At 73.2% G+C, this 15,549-nt stretch carries 13 protein-coding genes; 7 read left to right on the top strand and 6 right to left on the bottom strand.

Annotation, left to right across the window (positions count from 1 at the left end):
• Positions 1-3 precede the first annotated feature (3 nt).
• On the bottom strand, positions 4-1,281 hold the full coding sequence (locus B7C62_05330; protein ID ARF71739.1) for a DNA methyltransferase: 1,278 nt from the start codon (positions 1,279-1,281) through the stop codon (positions 4-6).
• A gap of 91 nt (positions 1,282-1,372) precedes the next feature.
• Entirely contained in the window at positions 1,373-2,179 is an 807-nt protein-coding gene (locus B7C62_05325) for a GntR family transcriptional regulator (protein ARF71738.1), read from the bottom strand.
• Between B7C62_05325 and B7C62_05320 the strand changes: the two genes are divergently transcribed.
• A complete protein-coding gene (locus B7C62_05320; GenBank protein ID ARF71737.1) occupies positions 2,178-2,567 on the top strand; it encodes a hypothetical protein in 390 nt (129 codons plus the stop codon). The two genes, B7C62_05325 and B7C62_05320, sit on opposite strands and share 2 nt — an antisense overlap.
• Here B7C62_05320 and B7C62_05315 read toward each other — a convergent pair.
• On the bottom strand, positions 2,476-3,795 hold the full coding sequence (locus B7C62_05315) for a homogentisate 1,2-dioxygenase (GenBank protein ARF71736.1): 1,320 nt from the start codon (positions 3,793-3,795) through the stop codon (positions 2,476-2,478). The genes B7C62_05320 and B7C62_05315 overlap by 92 nt on opposite strands.
• A gap of 319 nt (positions 3,796-4,114) precedes the next feature.
• Here B7C62_05315 and B7C62_05310 point away from each other — a divergent pair, with 319 nt between their 5' ends.
• From B7C62_05310 to B7C62_05285, 6 genes are all read left to right on the top strand, one after another.
• Positions 4,115-4,690, top strand: a complete 576-nt coding sequence (locus B7C62_05310) for a TetR family transcriptional regulator (GenBank protein ID ARF77002.1) — start codon at positions 4,115-4,117, stop codon at positions 4,688-4,690.
• Between the two features lie 151 nt (positions 4,691-4,841).
• Positions 4,842-7,046 carry a molybdopterin-binding oxidoreductase gene (locus B7C62_05305; protein ARF71735.1) on the top strand — a complete coding sequence of 735 codons (2,205 nt, stop codon included), beginning with the start codon at positions 4,842-4,844 and terminating at the stop codon, positions 7,044-7,046.
• Between the two features lie 169 nt (positions 7,047-7,215).
• Positions 7,216-8,622, top strand: a complete 1,407-nt coding sequence (locus tag B7C62_05300) for a citrate:proton symporter (GenBank protein ID ARF71734.1) — start codon at positions 7,216-7,218, stop codon at positions 8,620-8,622.
• Positions 8,623-8,683: 61 nt separating this feature from the next.
• Positions 8,684-10,003 carry an MFS transporter gene (locus B7C62_05295; protein ID ARF71733.1) on the top strand — a complete coding sequence of 440 codons (1,320 nt, stop codon included), beginning with the start codon at positions 8,684-8,686 and terminating at the stop codon, positions 10,001-10,003.
• Between the two features lie 167 nt (positions 10,004-10,170).
• Positions 10,171-11,565: an aldehyde dehydrogenase family protein gene (locus tag B7C62_05290; protein ARF71732.1), complete on the top strand. Its 1,395-nt coding sequence runs from the start codon at positions 10,171-10,173 to the stop codon at positions 11,563-11,565.
• Positions 11,566-11,601: 36 nt separating this feature from the next.
• Positions 11,602-12,681 (top strand): alcohol dehydrogenase, encoded by a 1,080-nt coding sequence (locus B7C62_05285; GenBank protein ID ARF71731.1) that lies wholly within the window; start codon positions 11,602-11,604, stop codon positions 12,679-12,681.
• Between the two features lie 7 nt (positions 12,682-12,688).
• On the opposite strand, the gene B7C62_05280 is transcribed toward B7C62_05285, so the two are convergent.
• From B7C62_05280 to B7C62_05270, 3 genes are all read right to left on the bottom strand, one after another.
• Positions 12,689-13,708, bottom strand: a complete 1,020-nt coding sequence (locus B7C62_05280; GenBank protein ARF71730.1) for a polyphosphate kinase 2 — start codon at positions 13,706-13,708, stop codon at positions 12,689-12,691.
• Positions 13,674-14,660 (bottom strand): EamA family transporter, encoded by a 987-nt coding sequence (locus tag B7C62_05275; GenBank protein ARF71729.1) that lies wholly within the window; start codon positions 14,658-14,660, stop codon positions 13,674-13,676. Before B7C62_05275 ends, B7C62_05280 begins: the two co-directional genes overlap by 35 nt.
• 195 nt (positions 14,661-14,855) lie before the next feature.
• Entirely contained in the window at positions 14,856-15,335 is a 480-nt protein-coding gene (locus tag B7C62_05270; GenBank protein ID ARF71728.1) for a DNA mismatch repair protein MutT, read from the bottom strand.
• Positions 15,336-15,549 lie beyond the last annotated feature (214 nt).

Here is a 15,549-nt window from a genome sequence, read left to right as displayed (position 1 = left end):
TCCTCACAGCAGGGCGAACTGCCCCTCCGGTCCCTCCTCCTGGTGGCCCAGCACCGAGGCGGGCAGCCGGGCGGAGTCCGGGACCGGCAGCACCCCGGCCGCCCGCAGCTCCTCCCGGGTGATCAGGGGCGCCCGCTCCAGCCGGGCCCGCAGCTCCTCCTGCCGGGGCCGCAGGCCGTCCAGGAGCGCCAGTACGGAGATGAGCTCCAGCAGCTCCGAGGTCCACTCCCGGGTCCAGCCGCGCGCCCCGACCGTATCGAGCCCGTCCGCCTCCGCCCCTTCGGGCACCGCGCCCACCGCTGCCGCCGCCCGGCGCCCGAACCAGAGCTCCAGCACCCGTACACCGCTCACCGTGAACTCCCAGGCCCCCGCCGGTACCGGCGAGATCCGGCCATCGCCGATGACCAGGGCCTCGGCCTCCGCGTCGTAGGACACCGCGTCCGGCCGGGCCGGGAGCGCCGCCCGCACATAGGGCCTGCGCCCGCCCGGCAGCCGGGGGCGCTCCCCGTCCCGGGCCCCGCGCAGCTGGGTGCGTACCAGCTCCCGGCCGAGCGCCACCCCCGCCTCCCACACCTCGGCGTCGGCGGGCAGCGGGACCCGGCAGCCGGACGGGGAGGGCCGGGCGGCGGCCAGGGCCCAGGCCAGTACGGACTCGGGGGCGGGGCCATCGACGCCCAGCCGGGCGCGCAGTACGGCCGGAAGACCCGGCGCCAGATTGGGGTCGGTGGCGCCGGGCCGCCGGTACAGCGGGCGGATGCGGCCCGGCCGTCCGGCGGGGGAGTGCCCGTCGGGGAGCAGGTGGCTCACCGACAGGGCGGGCCCGCCGGCCCGGGGCACGTAACCGTGCTCGACCGCGAAGAGCTGCCGCCCGTCGCCGACCCGCCACAGCTCCGGGCGGGCCGCGTCGATCAGCCGGTGGTCGGGGAGCAGCCACTGCTCGTCGAACGGTCCGTGCAGAATCCGTACGGGATCGGGGCAGGCGCCCGGCTCACGGGCGAAGCGGCCCGTCCCGGTGGACTGGCCGGGCAGCGCGGCGACCGGGGTGTGCGGCGTACGGGAACGGGTCGGGCGGAACAGCCGGTCCCGCTCGGCCCCCTCGGCGGCGGCCAGCCGCTCCCAGCGGGCCCGGAGCGCGGCGGGATCGGGGCCGCCCACCCAGGAGCGGCCGGTGCGCAGGGGCCGCACCGACCACGGCATCAGCTCGTCCAGCTCCATGGACCCGGCGTCCGCGTTCGCGCCCTCGCCCGATCCGGCCGCTGCCGCCGTCCTGCGCGCTGCCACCGAGCCGTCCTCCCCGGTCCGCCGACCCTGTCCGTCACCCCTGCCCACCGGTCGCATCGTAACGGCGGGGCCGGGCGCCCGGGGCCGGAGCCTAGTGCGCCTCCACCGTCACGGAGAACGAGAACCGGTCGCCCCGGTAGCGGATGCGGGCCACATCCACCACGCGCCCCTCCTCGTCGTACGTCACGCCCGTGTAGTGCAGGATCGGGCTGAGCAGCGGGACCTCGAGGAGCTCGGCGGTGACCGGGTCGGCGAGCCGGGCCTCCACCGTGTCGGTGATCCGGGAGATCCTGACCCCGACGCCGTCGCGCAGCACCTTGGTCATCGGCCAGCGTCCGAGGTCGGCCACGTCGATGCGGGCGGCGACATCGGGGCGCACCGCGTTCTCCGCCCAGTTGGTCGGCTCACCGCTCTCGCCGTCGCGGCGCAGCCGCCGGTAGCTGACCACCTCGGCGCAGTCCGGGAAGAACTCCGCGAGATCGCCCGGCACCGGCACCGTCCCGTGGCCGAGAACCGTCGTCGCCTCCCCGGACTGCTGGGCGACGATCGCGTCGACCGAGCCCAGCAGCCGGACCGGGGAGACCCGCCGGGCGCGCGGCTCGATGAACGTGCCCCGCCGCCGGTGCCTGCTGATCAGCCCCTCCGCCTCCAGCTCCTTGAGCGCCTGCCGCATGGTGAGCACGCTGACCCCGTAGTGCGCGGCGAGCTGCTCCTCGGTGGGCAGCCGGGGCGAGGCGTCCTGCGGGCGGCCGAGTATGGAGGCCCGCAGCGACTGGGAGACCTGGTACCAGAGCGGCAGCTTCCGGTTGAGGACGAGGGAGTCGGGCGCGAAGGCGGGGGGCTGCGGCCGGTCCACCGGGGGCAGCCGGGGGCCGGGCGCGGACGCGGGATCGGGCATGGGCGTGGGCCCGGACCTGGGCCCGGAAGCGGACTCCGTCCGGGCGCCCGCGTCGCCGTGCGATGCGGGGCTCACCCCGGACGTGGCTCCGGCCTCGGACCCCGACCCGGCCCCTGCCCTGGCTCCGGACCCGGACCCGGCCTCGGCTCCGGACCCTGCTCCCGCTCCGGACCCCACCCCCGCCCCCGCGTCCCCACGGCCTCCCGCCCCGGTCGTCGTCTCATGGCTCTCTATCACGTCGTCCCCGTCCCGTCCTCCGGGCCCCTCCGCCGCCCGGCCTGTTGCCTGGCCTGTCCCTACGGCCGGAAGTTGCGGCTCAGACCCTGCCACACGTCGTCGTAGCCGCGCTGGAGGTGGTCGGCACCGGCCGCCTGCGCGGTCGCCGTGACGGGCCAGCGGGTCTCGAACATGAACGCCAGACCGTCGTCGATCTTCTGCGGCTTCAGCTCCGCCGCGCTCGCCCGGTCGAAGGTCTCGCGGTCCGGTCCGTGCGCCGACATCATGTTGTGCAGCGAGCCGCCGCCGGGTACGAAGCCCTCCGCCTTCGCGTCGTACGCGCCGTCGATCAGCCCCATGTACTCGCTCATCACGTTCCGGTGGAAGTACGGCGGCCGGAAGGTGTCCTCGCCGACCAGCCAGCGCGGCGCGAAGACGACGAAGTCGACACCGGCCAGACCGGGGGTGTCGGACGGCGAGGTGAGCACCGTGAAGATCGAGGGGTCGGGGTGGTCGTAGCTGATCGAGCCGATGACGTTGAACCGGCGCAGGTCGTAGACGTACGGGGTGTGGTTCCCGTGCCAGGCGACCACGTCGAGCGGCGAGTGGCCGTACGTCGCCGACCAGAGGTTCCCGCAGAACTTGTTGACCACCTCCACCGGCCGGTCGTCGTCCTCGTACGCGGCGACGGGGGCGAGGAAGTCCCGGGCGTTCGCCAGGCCGTTGGCGCCGATCGGCCCCAGGTCCGGGAGCACGAACGGGCGGCCGTAGTTCTCGCAGACGTACCCGCGTGCGGTCTCGTCCAGCAGCTCCACCCGGAAGCGGACACCGCGCGGGATCAGCGCGACATGGCCCGGTTCGGCGCGCAGCAGGCCCAGTTCGGTACGGAGCAGCAGGCCGCCGCGCTCCGGGACGATCAGCAGCTCGCCGTCGGAGTCGCTGAACACCCGGTCCACCATGGAGGAGTTGGCGTGGTAGAGGTGGATCGCCATACCGGTCCGCTGCGCCGCGTCCCCGTTGCCGCCCAGGGTCCACAGCCCGCCGACGAAGTCCGTGCCCGGCGCGGGGGCGGGGAGCGGGTTCCAGCGGAGCCGGTTCGGGTCCGGTACGGACTCGGTGAAGGGCGCCGTGCGCAGGCCGCCGTTGTCGGTCCGGGTGAAGGCCGGGTGCACGGCGGAGGGGCGGATGCGGTAGAGCCAGGAGCGGCGGTTGTCCGCGCGGGGCTCGGTGAAGGCGGAGCCGCTCAGCTGCTCCGCGTAGAGGCCGAGGGGGGCGCGCTGGGGTGAGTTCCGGCCGTGCGGCAGCGCCCCCGGAACCGCCTCGGAGCTGTGCTCGTTGCCGAAACCGGAGGAGTACGTCAGCCCCTCCGCCGTCTTCCTCGCCTGCTCGATACCGCTCATCCCGCACTCCCGGTGCCCATGAAGCCCTCGAATCCGCCGGACAACGAATCCTATGGAACACCGTAGGAATAAGGGATGGGGCGCGTCAACGGCATGCGGCGCGCCATTCGGGGGCCTTGGTGGTCCCTGCGGGGCGGCCACGGGGTGCGCCGGGCGGTCGAGGGGGCATCGCGGGGCGGCCGAGGGGGCATCGCGGGGCGGCCGAGGGGGCGTCGCGGGGCGGCCGAGGGGTGTCGCGGGAGGTCCCCGGCGGTCCGCCGGAGGGCCACGGCATCATGGGTCCGTGCCCCACCCGAACCCGAACCTCCGCCGCGCCCCCGTGCAGCAGCGCAGCGCCGACCGGCTCGCCCGGATACTCGACGCCTGCGCCGGACTGCTCGACGAGACCGGCTACGAGCAGCTCTCCACCCGTGACGTCGCCCTGCGCGCCGAGGTGCCGATCGGCTCCGTCTACCGCTTCTTCTCCAACAAGCGGGCCCTCGTCGACGCCCTCGCGCTGCGCAACCTGGACCTCTACGCCGAGCGCATCACCGACCGGCTCGCGTCGATCCCCGCCGACGACTGGCGCGGGGCCATCGACGCGGTACTGGACGAGTACCTGGCGATGAAGCGGACCGTGCCCGGCTTCGCCCTGGTCGACTTCGGGCCCCCGGCACCCGCCGAGGAGACGTCGGACGACGCCAACCGCCGCCTCGCGGGCCGGCTCGGCGAACTCCTCGCCGGGCATCTGGGCCGCGACCCCGGTCCGGAGCTGCTGCGGGCCATCCTGGTGAGCGTGGAGGCGGCGGACGCGCTGCTCCAGCTCGCCTTCCGTACGGACCCGTCGGGCGATCCGGCGATCGTCGCCGAGACCCGGACGCTGGTACGGGCGTACCTCGCGCAGATCCTGGACTGAGGGGGGCGGGGGCGTCGGCCCGCCGCCTCAACTCCAGGATCTGCCCGCCTTCCCGCACCTCCCCACCATGCGTACCGGTCGGTATGCTCGCGGTGCCGTCAGCGCCGTCACCCCGCCGTGCCGTCGCACCGCCGCCGCCCGGGGAGGGCCCATGTCCCACGACTCCCGTACCGCACCGCGTATCTGCCCCCTCTGCGAAGCCACCTGCGGCCTCACCCTGACCATCGAGGGGACCACCGTCACGGGTGCGCGCGGCGACCGCGACGACATCTTCAGCCGGGGGTTCATCTGCCCCAAGGGGGCGTCCTTCGGGGGCCTGGACGCCGACCCCGACCGGCTGCGCGCCCCGCTCGTGCGCGACGGGGACGGCGAGCTGCGGGAGGCGTCCTGGGACGAGGCGTTCGACCGGATCGCCGCCCGCATACCGGCCCTGACCGAGGCCCACGGCCCGCAGGCCGTCGGCGTGGTGCTCGGCAATCCCAACGTCCACACCATGGCGGGCGCCCTCTACCCGCCGCTGCTGCTCGCCGCCCTGCGCACCCGCAACGTGTTCACGGCGAGCACCCTGGACCAGATGCCCAAGCACGTCTCCAGCGGGCTGCTCTTCGGTGACGCGCACGCCATCCCCGTACCGGATCTCGACCGCACCGACCACCTCCTCCTGATCGGCGCCAACCCGCTGGAGTCCAACGGCAGCCTCTGTACGGCCCCCGACTTCCCCGGCCGCCTCAAGGCGCTGCGCCGACGCGGCGGCACCCTCACCGTCATCGACCCGCGCCGCACGCGTACCGCCCGCCTCGCCGACCGGCATGTGGCGATCCGGCCGGGGGCCGACGCGCTGCTGCTCGCCGCGATGGCCCACGTCCTCATCGAGGAGAAGCTCGCCGACCCCGGACCGCTCGCCGAGCACCTGGAGGGCCTCGACGAACTCACCGCCGCCCTGGCCGACTTCACCCCGGACGCGGTCGCCGCCGCCTGTGACGTGGACGCGGCCACCGTCACCGCCCTCGCCCGCGAACTGGCCGCCGCCCCCACCGCCGCCGTGTACGGGCGGATCGGCAGCTGCACCGTCGAGCACGGCACCCTCGCCAGCTGGCTGGTGGACGTCCTCAACATCCTCACCGGCAACCTCGACCGCCCCGGCGGCGCGCTGTTCCCCCTCTCCGCGACGGCCCGCGCGCCGCGCAAGCGCGCCCCGGGAACGCGTACAGCCACCCCCGGCAAGGGCTTCGCCCTCGGGCGCTGGGCGAGCCGGGTCTCCGGCCACCCCGAAGCCAAGGGCGAACTCCCCACCGCCGCCCTCGCGGAGGAGATCGAGACACCCGGCGAGGGCCGTATCCGCGCCCTGATCGTGCTCGCCGCCAACCCCGTCCTCTCCGCCCCCGACGGCGACCGGCTCGACGCCGCCCTCGCCGGTCACCTCGACTTCATGGTCAGCGTCGACCCGTATCTGAACGAGACCTCCCGCCACGCGGACGTCGTCCTGCCCCCGCCGCCGCCCTCCCAGAGCGCCCACTTCGACTTCGCGTTCAACTCCTTCGCCGTACGCAACCAGGTCCGCTACACCCCCGCCCCCGTCCCCCTGGAGGACGGGCGGATGGACGAGAGCGAGATCCACGCCCGGCTGGTCCTCGCGGTGAGCGGGATGCACGGCACCGCGCCCTCCGCCGTCGACGACCTGGCCATCACCGCCACGCTCACCAGGGCGGGCGCTCCGGCCGCCCTGGCCGCCGAACTCACTGGCGGCAGCGGCCCCGAACGCCGCCTGGACCTCATGCTCCGGCTCGGCCCGTACGGACTGACGCTGGAGGAACTCCTCGCCCACCCGCACGGTATCGACCTCGGCCCGCTCAGGCCCCGCGTCCCGGAGATCCTGCGCACCCGCTCCGGCCGCGTCGAACTGCTCCCCGCCCCCATCGCCGCCGATCTGCCGCGCCTGCGCCGGGCGTTGGGGGACCGGCCCGCCCCGCTCGTCCTCGTCGGCCGCCGCCATCTGCGCTCCAACAACAGCTGGATGCACAACGTCGGTTCGCTCACCGGCGGTTCCAACGTCTGCACCCTCCAGATCCACCCCGACGACGCGGCCCGGCTCGGGCTCGTGGACGGGACGACCGTACGGATCGAGTCGGCGGGCGGCGGGATCGAGGCCCCGGCCGAGATCACGGACACCGTACGCAGCGGAGTGGTGAGCCTCCCGCACGGCTGGGGCCACAGCCGCCCCGGCACCCGGATGTCCGTGGCCGCCGCCACCCCCGGGGCGAACGTGAACCAGCTGCTCGACGGCACGCTCCTGGACCCGCTGTCGGGGACGGCGGTGCTCAATGCCATCCCGGTCACGGTGACGCCGTCCGGCTGACCTCATCTCCTCCGCCCCCACCGTCTCTGGCGCCACCGCGTTGACCTGGGGTTTTGCTCGTATTGCTCACGCGTCAACGTCTTGTTAACTCTTCGGAGCCGCCCCTAACGTCGTCCGGGCCGACCGCCGGGACCGGTGGGAGTTCAAGGACGAACGTGAGGTATCCCCCATGCTGACCATCCTCGGCTTCGCCATGATCGCGACCTTCCTGGTCCTGATCATGACGAAGAAGATGTCGCCGATCGCGGCGCTGGTACTGATCCCCGCACTGTTCTGTGTCGCCGTCGGACAGGGAGCGCGGCTCGGCGACTACGTCCTCGACGGCGTCGGCAACCTGGCGCCGACCGCCGCCATGCTGATGTTCGCCATCGTCTACTTCGGCGTGATGATCGACGTCGGCCTCTTCGACCCGATCGTCCGGGCCATCCTGCGGTTCTGCAGGGCCGACCCGATGCGGATCGTCGTCGGTACGGCGGTGCTCGCCGCGATCGTCTCGCTGGACGGCGACGGCTCCACCACGTTCATGATCACCGTCTCCGCGATGTACCCGCTCTACAAACGCCTGAAGATGAGCCTGGTCGTGATGACCGGGGTGGCGGCCACGGCGAACGGCGTCATGAACACCCTTCCCTGGGGCGGCCCCACCGCCCGCGCCGCGACCGCGCTCAAGCTGGACGCCTCCGAGATCTTCATCCCCATGATCCCGGCGCTCGCGGTCGGACTGCTCGCCGTGTTCCTGCTGGCGTACGTCCTCGGCCGCCGCGAGCGCAAGCGCCTGGGCACGCTCACCCTGGACGAGGCGCTGGTACGGGAGCCGGAGCAGGAGACCGTCCTGGCGGGCGCCGGCGGTACGGGCGAGGACCGTCCGCGCAAGGGCTCCGGCGGTACGGGCTCGGCGGACCTCACGCAGGACGGTGACGATGACGAGGCGGAGTTCCAGGGCCTCGACCCGAACCGCTCCACCCTGCGGCCCAGGCTCTACTGGTTCAACGCCGGTCTGACCGTCGCCCTGCTGACCGCCATGATCATGGAACTGCTCCCCATCCCGGTGCTCTTCCTCCTCGGCGCCGCCCTCGCCCTCACCGTCAACTTCCCCCACATGCCCGACCAGCGGGCCCGGATCGCCGCCCACGCCGACAACGTCCTCAACGTCTCCGGCATGGTCTTCGCCGCCGCCGTCTTCACCGGCGTTCTGACCGGCACCGGGATGGTCGAGCACATGGCCGACTGGGTCGTCGGAGCCGTCCCCGACGCGATGGGCCCGCACATGGCCGTCGTGACCGGGCTGCTGAGCCTGCCGCTCACCTACTTCATGTCCAACGACGGCTTCTACTTCGGTGTCGTCCCCGTCCTCGCCGAAGCAGGTGCGGCCCACGGGGTCTCCCCGCTGGAGATCGCCCGCGCCTCCCTGGCCGGTCAGGCCCTGCACATGTCCTCGCCGCTGGTCCCCGCCGTGTACGTCCTGGTCGGCATGGCGAAGGTGGAGTTCGGCGACCACACCCGGTTCACGGTGAAGTGGGCGGTGCTCACCTCGCTGGTGGTGCTCGGGGCGGGCATCCTCTTCGGCACGATCTGATGGTGGCCCTCGTACTGATCCCTCTCGTCATCCCTGGACACCCTCTGATGGACACCTCCTGATGTTTTCCGCACCGCGACCCGGACCCGGCCGGGGCTGGCTGCTGCGCCTCGTCATCGCCTTCGCCTTCGCGCAGGGGGCGGTGTCGATGGCGCGGCCCGCCGTCTCCTACCGGGCCCTCGCGCTGGGCGCGGACGAAGGGACCGTCGGTGTCATCGCCGGGGTCTACGCCCTGCTTCCGCTGTTCGCCGCCGTCCCGCTCGGCCGCCGCACCGACCACGGCCGGTGCGCGCCTCTGCTGCCGGTCGGCGTGGTGCTGATCTCCGGTGGCTGCGCGCTCAGCGGCACGGTCTCCTCCCTGCCCGCGATGGCCGCCTGGAGCGGGGTGATGGGCCTCGGCCACCTCTGCTTCGTGATCGGCGCCCAGTCGATCGTGGCGCGGCAGTCGGCCCCGGCCGAACAGGACCGGAACTTCGGCCACTTCACCATCGGCGCCTCGCTCGGCCAGCTGGTCGGCCCGATCGCGGCGGGAGCGCTGATCTCCGGGGAGAGCGGTGCTCTGGTCCGTACGAGCGCCCTCGCGCTCCTCGTCTCGGCGGCGGTCTGCGCGGTCGCCCTCACCTCGCTGTGGCGCATCGAGCACCGGCGTACGCCCGGCGCTTGCTCCGGCTCCGGCCTCGGCGCCGGGCCTGCGGCCGGGAAGCCGACCGCCAAGGCCGACGCCCGGGTCCCGGTCACCACGATCCTCGGCGCGCGGGGCGTCCCGGCCGGGATCTTCATCAGCATGGCCGTCCTGTCCTCGACCGACATCCTCACCGCCTACCTGCCGGTGGTCGGTGAGCACCGGGGGATCGCCCCCGCCACCGTCGGGCTGCTGCTCAGCCTGCGGGCCGCCGCCACCATCGCCTGCCGGCTGGTGATGCCCCCGATGCTGCGGCTCCTCGGCCGGACGGCTCTGCTGACCACCAGCTGCCTGCTGGCCGGGCTGCTCTGCGCGGGCCTGGTCCTCCCGGTCCCCGTACCGGTCCTCGCCGTCCTGCTGGCCGCCCTCGGGTTCTGCCTCGGCGTCGGCCAGCCGCTGTCGATGACCACGGTGGTCCGGGCCGCCCCCGTCGAGGCCCGGTCCACGGCCCTGGCCCTGCGGCTGACCGGCAACCGGCTGGGCCAGGCCGCCGCCCCCGCCGCGGCGGGCCTGGTCGCGGGTGCGGCGGGGGCGGCGGCCCCGTTCGCCCTGCTCGGCGCCCTGCTGCTGGCGGCGGCGGGCCTCGGCCTGCGGGGCGGTGGCGCGGGCCGGACGTCCGTGCAGCCGGAGCCCACCCCCGTACCGCCCACGCCCGGTCCCGTACGTGAACGGGGTGCGCCCCGGGCCGACGCGCCCTGACCGGCTGACGGTGCGGGCCCGCGCGAGCCCGGGGGCGTACGCCTCCCGGCGTGACGGGCGTCTCCGGGGGCTCCCTGGCGTCGGAAAACTAACGGCGCTAGTTTGGGCGTTCGGGACCGTACGACAGCACGTCGGCGTCAGCACATCCCGCCCGGGAGGAAACAGCCATGAAGGCCCACGACCAGATGTACATCGGCGGCGCGTGGCGGCCCGCCGCAGGCCAGGACACGATCGCCGTCGTGAACCCGGCCGACGAGCGGCTCATCGGCCACGTCCCGGCGGGCACGGCCGAGGACATCGACGCGGCGGTCCGGGCCGCGCGCGCCGCGTTCCCCGGCTGGGCCGCCACCCCGCCCGCCGAGCGCGCCGCCCGGCTCTCCGCCCTGAGCGACGCGCTGGCGGCCCGCAAGGACGAGCTGGCCGAGACGATCACCGCCGAGCTGGGTGCGCCGCTGCCCCTCTCGCAGACGGTCCACGCGGGCCTGCCGGTCCTGGTTGCCGCCTCCTACGCCGAACTGGCCGCCTCGTACGCCTTCGAGGAGCGGATCGGCACCTCCACCGTCCTGCTGGAGCCGGTCGGGGTCGTCGGCGCTATCACCCCCTGGAACTACCCGCTCCACCAGATCGTCGCCAAGGTCGCCCCCGCGCTCGCCGCGGGCTGCACGGTCGTCCTCAAGCCCGCCGAGGACACCCCGCTCACCGCCCAGCTCTTCGCCGAGGCCACCGAGGCGGCCGGGCTGCCGCCGGGGGTCTTCAACCTGGTCACCGGTCTCGGCCCGGTCGCCGGTCAGGCGCTCGCCGAGCACGAGGGCGTCGACCTGGTCTCGTTCACCGGCTCGACCGCCGTCGGCAAGCAGATCGGCGCCACCGCCGGAGCCGCCGTCAAGCGCGTCGCCCTCGAACTGGGCGGCAAGTCCGCCAACGTGATCCTGCCCGGCGCCGATCTCGCCAAGGCGGTCAACGTGGGCATCGCCAACGTGATGTCCAACTCGGGCCAGACGTGCAGCGCGTGGACCAGGATGCTGGTCGACACCGAGCGGTACGACGAGGCCGTGGAGCTCGCGGCCCACGCCATCCTCAAGTACGCCCCCGGCGAGCGCGTCGGTCCGCTCGTCAACGCCAAGCAGCAGGCCCGGGTGCTGGGTTACATCCGCAAGGGCATGGAGGAGGGCGCCCGGCTGGTCGCCGGAGGCCCCGAAGCGCCCCTGGAGACCGGCTACTACGTCAGCCCCACCGTCTTCGCCGACGTCACCCCGGACATGACCATCGCCCAGGAGGAGATCTTCGGCCCGGTGATGTCGATCCTCCGGTACGAGGACGTGGACGACGCCCTCCGTATCGCCAACGGCACCGTGTACGGGCTCGCGGGCGCGGTGTGGGCGGCGGACGACGAGGAGGCGGTGGCCTTCGCCCGCCGGATGGACACCGGGCAGGTCGACATCAACGGCGGCCGGTTCAACCCGCTGGCCCCCTTCGGCGGTTACAAGCAGTCGGGCGTGGGGCGCGAGCTGGGGCCGCACGGTCTGGCGGAGTACCTCCAGACCAAGTCGCTCCAGTTCTGACCCCCGTAACTCCCTTCCTGTGTAAGGAGCCTGTTCGTGGTCCGCGCCGCCGTACTGCCCGCCGTCGGAGCTCCGCTGGAGATCACCGACATCGTCCTGCCGGAGCCCGCCCCCGGCCAGGTGCGCATCGCGCTCGCCGCCGCCGGGGTCTGCCACTCCGACCTGTCCCTGTCCAACGGCACCATGCGCGTCCCGGTGCCCGCCGTCCTCGGCCACGAGGGAGCCGGTACGGTCCTGGCGGTCGGTGAGGGCGTCACGCATGTCGCGCCCGGTGACGGCGTGGTCCTCAACTGGGCGCCTTCCTGCGGCGCCTGCTTCCACTGCGGGATCGGGGAGGTCTGGCTCTGCGCCGACGCGCTGAAGGGGACCGCCAACCTCCACGCCCGTACGGCCGACGGCACCGGACTCCACCCCGGCCTCAACGTGGCGGCCTTCGCGGAGGAGACCGTCGTCGCCGCGAACTGCGTGCTCCCCGCCCCCGACGGCATCCCCCTCACCGACGCCGCCCTCCTCGGCTGCGCGGTCCTCACCGGCTACGGGGCGATCCACCACAGCGCGCAGGTCCGCCAGGGCGAGAGCGTCGTCGTCTTCGGGATCGGCGGCGTCGGCCTCGCCGTCCTCCAGGCGGCCCGGATCGCGGGCGCCTCCCGGATCATCGCGGTCGACGTCTCCCCGGCCAAGGAGGAGCTCGCCCGGCAGGCGGGGGCCACCGACTACGTCATCGCCTCCGCCACCACCCCGCGCGAGATCCGCAAGCTCACCGGGGGCCAGGGCGCGGACGTGGCCGTGGAGTGCGTCGGCCGCCCCGCGACCATCCGGGCCGCCTGGGAGTCCACCCGGCGCGGCGGCCGTACGACGGTCGTCGGCATCGGCGGCAAGGACCAGGAGGTCACGTTCAACGCCCTGGAGATCTTCCACTGGGGCCGGTCCCTGACGGGCTGCGTCTACGGCAACAGCGACCCGGCCCGCGATCTGCCCGCCCTGGCCGACCACATCCGCGCGGGCCGCTTCGACCTGTCGATGATGGTCACCGAACGCATCGGTCTGGACGGCATCCCGGCCGCCTTCGACAACATGATCGCGGGCAAGGGCGGCCGGGCGCTCGTGGTGTTCTAGAGCGCTGCTAGTAGTCCGTGGTCCGGGACGTCGAGGCGACCGGCCCCAGCAGCCGGGCGTCCATCTCGCCCTCCTCGAACAGCCGGGAGGCCGGGCCCACGATCAGCGGGTCCGGCACCCCGACCACCTCCGGGTCCTTGCCCGGGTAGTCGAAGCGGTCCAGGACGTGCCGCATCGCCTCCAGCCGGGCCCGCTTCTTGTCGTTGCTCTTCACCACCGTCCACGGAGCGTCGGCCGTGTCGGTGTGGAACAGCATCAGCTCCTTGGCCTCGGTGTACTCGTCCCACTTGTCCAGCGAGGCCAGGTCGACGGGGCTCAGCTTCCACCGCCGTACGGGATCGATCTGCCGGATCATGAACCGGTTGCGCTGCTCGTTGCGGGAGACGGAGAACCAGAACTTCACCAGGTGGATGCCGTCCCGGGCGAGCATCCGCTCGAAGCCGGGGGCCTGGTGCATGAACTCCAGGTACTCCCGGGTCGTGCAGAACCCCATGACCCGCTCCACCCCGGCCCGGTTGTACCAGGAGCGGTCGAACAGCACGATCTCCCCGGCGCTCGGCAGATGCGCCACATACCGCTGGAAGTACCACTGGGTGCGCTCGCGCTCGGTGGGCTTCTCCAGCGCGACTATTCGCGCACCACGCGGATTCAGATGCTCGGTGAACCGCTTGATCGTGCCGCCCTTGCCCGCCGCGTCCCGCCCCTCGAAGAGGATCACCAGCCGCTCGTCGCGCTCCTTCACCCAGTGCTGGAGCTTCAGCAGCTCGATCTGGAGGGCGCGCTTGCTCTTCTCGTAGTCGCGGCGCCGGAGCTTGTGGCCGTACGGGTAGTCCTCCCGCCATGCGTCCCGGGCATGGCCGTCCGGCTCCACCAGGACCGGGTCGTCGTCACCGCTGTCGGCCACCTTGAACCCGTCCAGATACGGCCCGCCGTGGCGGGCCGCCTGCGCGGCCTCCTCACGGGCGGTCTTCTTCCGCGCCCCGTTGCGGCCGTTACGGGCGCCGTGCGCCTTGGTGCTCCGCGTCATGACGGTTTCCCTCCACCGGCCGGGCCGGATTTCCACGTGTGGGCCCAGTCTGCGGACGGCTCCGGGAGACCGCCACCCCGGCCAGGCAGAGCAGCCCGCCGAGAACACCGAGCAGGGTCGGGACCTCGTCCAGCAGCACCCACGCCATGAGCACCACCAGCGCGGGCACCGCGTACGTGGTCGCGCCCATCCGGCCCGCCGTCGTCCGGGCCAGGGCGTAACCCCAGGTGGTGAAGGCGAGGGCGGTCGGAAAAACACCGAGGTAGACCATGTTCAGCGTGGCGGACAGCGGCGCGTCGGCCGCCTCCGAGATCAGTACCCCGGTGAACGGCAGGCATGCCACGGCACCGATCAGGCAGCCGAAGGTGTTGATCTGGAGCGAGGAGCCGTGCGCGAGCGCCGGCTTCTGGCTCACCACACCCAGCGCGTACGCCACCGCGGCCAGCAGACAGAGCGCCACGCCCAGCACCGACGAGGTGCCGTGCCCGGACATCGCGAGGCCGACGACGACCGCACCCGAGAAGGAGATGCCCATCCCCAGCAGCAGACGGCGCGGCAGCCCCTCGCCGAGCAGCCGGGCCCCCATCAGCGCCATCAGGATCGGCCCGATGTTCACCAGCATCGCCGCCGTCCCGGCGTCGACCTCCTGCTCGCCCCAGTTGAGCGCCACCATGTACAGCCCGAACCACAGCACCCCGGACGTGACGATCCCACGCCAGGCCCCGCGCCCCGGCAGCCCCTCCCGCCGCACGAGGAGGATCACCCCGAGCACCAGCACCCCCGACAGCAGCCGCCCGAGGGCCAGGGCGCCGGGGGAGTACGACTCGCCCGCACTCCGGATGGAGACGAAGGCGGAGGCCCACAGGACCACGGTGGTGCAGGCGGCGGCGGTGGCCCGCCAGGACCGGGCGGGCGCGGAGGAGGCGGTCGGGGGTGCCGGGGTCGTCGTCATGGCCACGACCGTAAAGCGGAAACACTTCTGTCCCCACCGAATTGCGGAGGACCGTCAATCGGTTGGGTGGCAGAGCGCCGAACCAGGGGCCGTCAGGATTCCCGCGTTGCGGGGATTCGGTCCGCAGACAGGGCCAGCGGCACCCGAACAAGCCGGCTCGGCATGGTGACAGCCCGCCGAGCATCTGGCGCCCGCTTACTGCACACTGGTGGCCGACCACCCGTAGAGGGAGAAGGAAGGACCTCCGTCCCGATACGCCACCAGGGCCTGCGTGGAGGTTGGGAGCGTGGGCGTGGGCAGGCGGCTCTCGTCAACCCACTCGGCCGTCAGGTGCTTGTCCGGCTCTGCGTTGGTCAGCTCACCGGCCCACGTGTCGGTGGCGAAGACGAACAGGACGAACTGCCCGGCCTGGTCCCAGCCCTGTTCGACGTGGATGACGTGGACGAGGACGAGATCCGCCGGGTCGACAAGAAGGCCGGTCTCCTCCTTGAGTTCGCGGGCGGCGGCCTCATCGAGGGACTCACCGGGTTCGGCCTTGCCGCCGGGGAAGGCCCAGGCCGGTTGCGGTGACCAGCTGCGGGCGGTGTAGAGCACGGCGGCGATCGTGCCGGCGGCCTTGTCATGGACGATTACGCAGACTGCGTTGCGGCTGTTCATCACGCTGGTGTTGATCACGTGCCCACTCCTCATCGATGTGCCGGAGGTCTCGGTGGTCCTGCCGGTCCGCTCGATCGGGTTTGTTGTACCTACTGGCAACCTGCCCTCAGCGCCGGGGGTGTAGTGGACGTAGGCCCGCAGTGTGCGGGCGAGTGCGGAGGCGGATACGGGCTGCTCCTTCGGGTGGTGGTGAGGAGGAACGGGGTCCGGGACCGGCCGACGGTGGCAGACT

This window comes from Kitasatospora albolonga, from assembly GCA_002082585.1.
In the GTDB taxonomy this organism is placed as follows: domain Bacteria; phylum Actinomycetota; class Actinomycetes; order Streptomycetales; family Streptomycetaceae; genus Streptomyces; species Streptomyces stephensoniae.
Note: the sequence above shows the minus strand (reverse complement) of the source record. Positions and strands in the feature narration are given on the sequence as shown.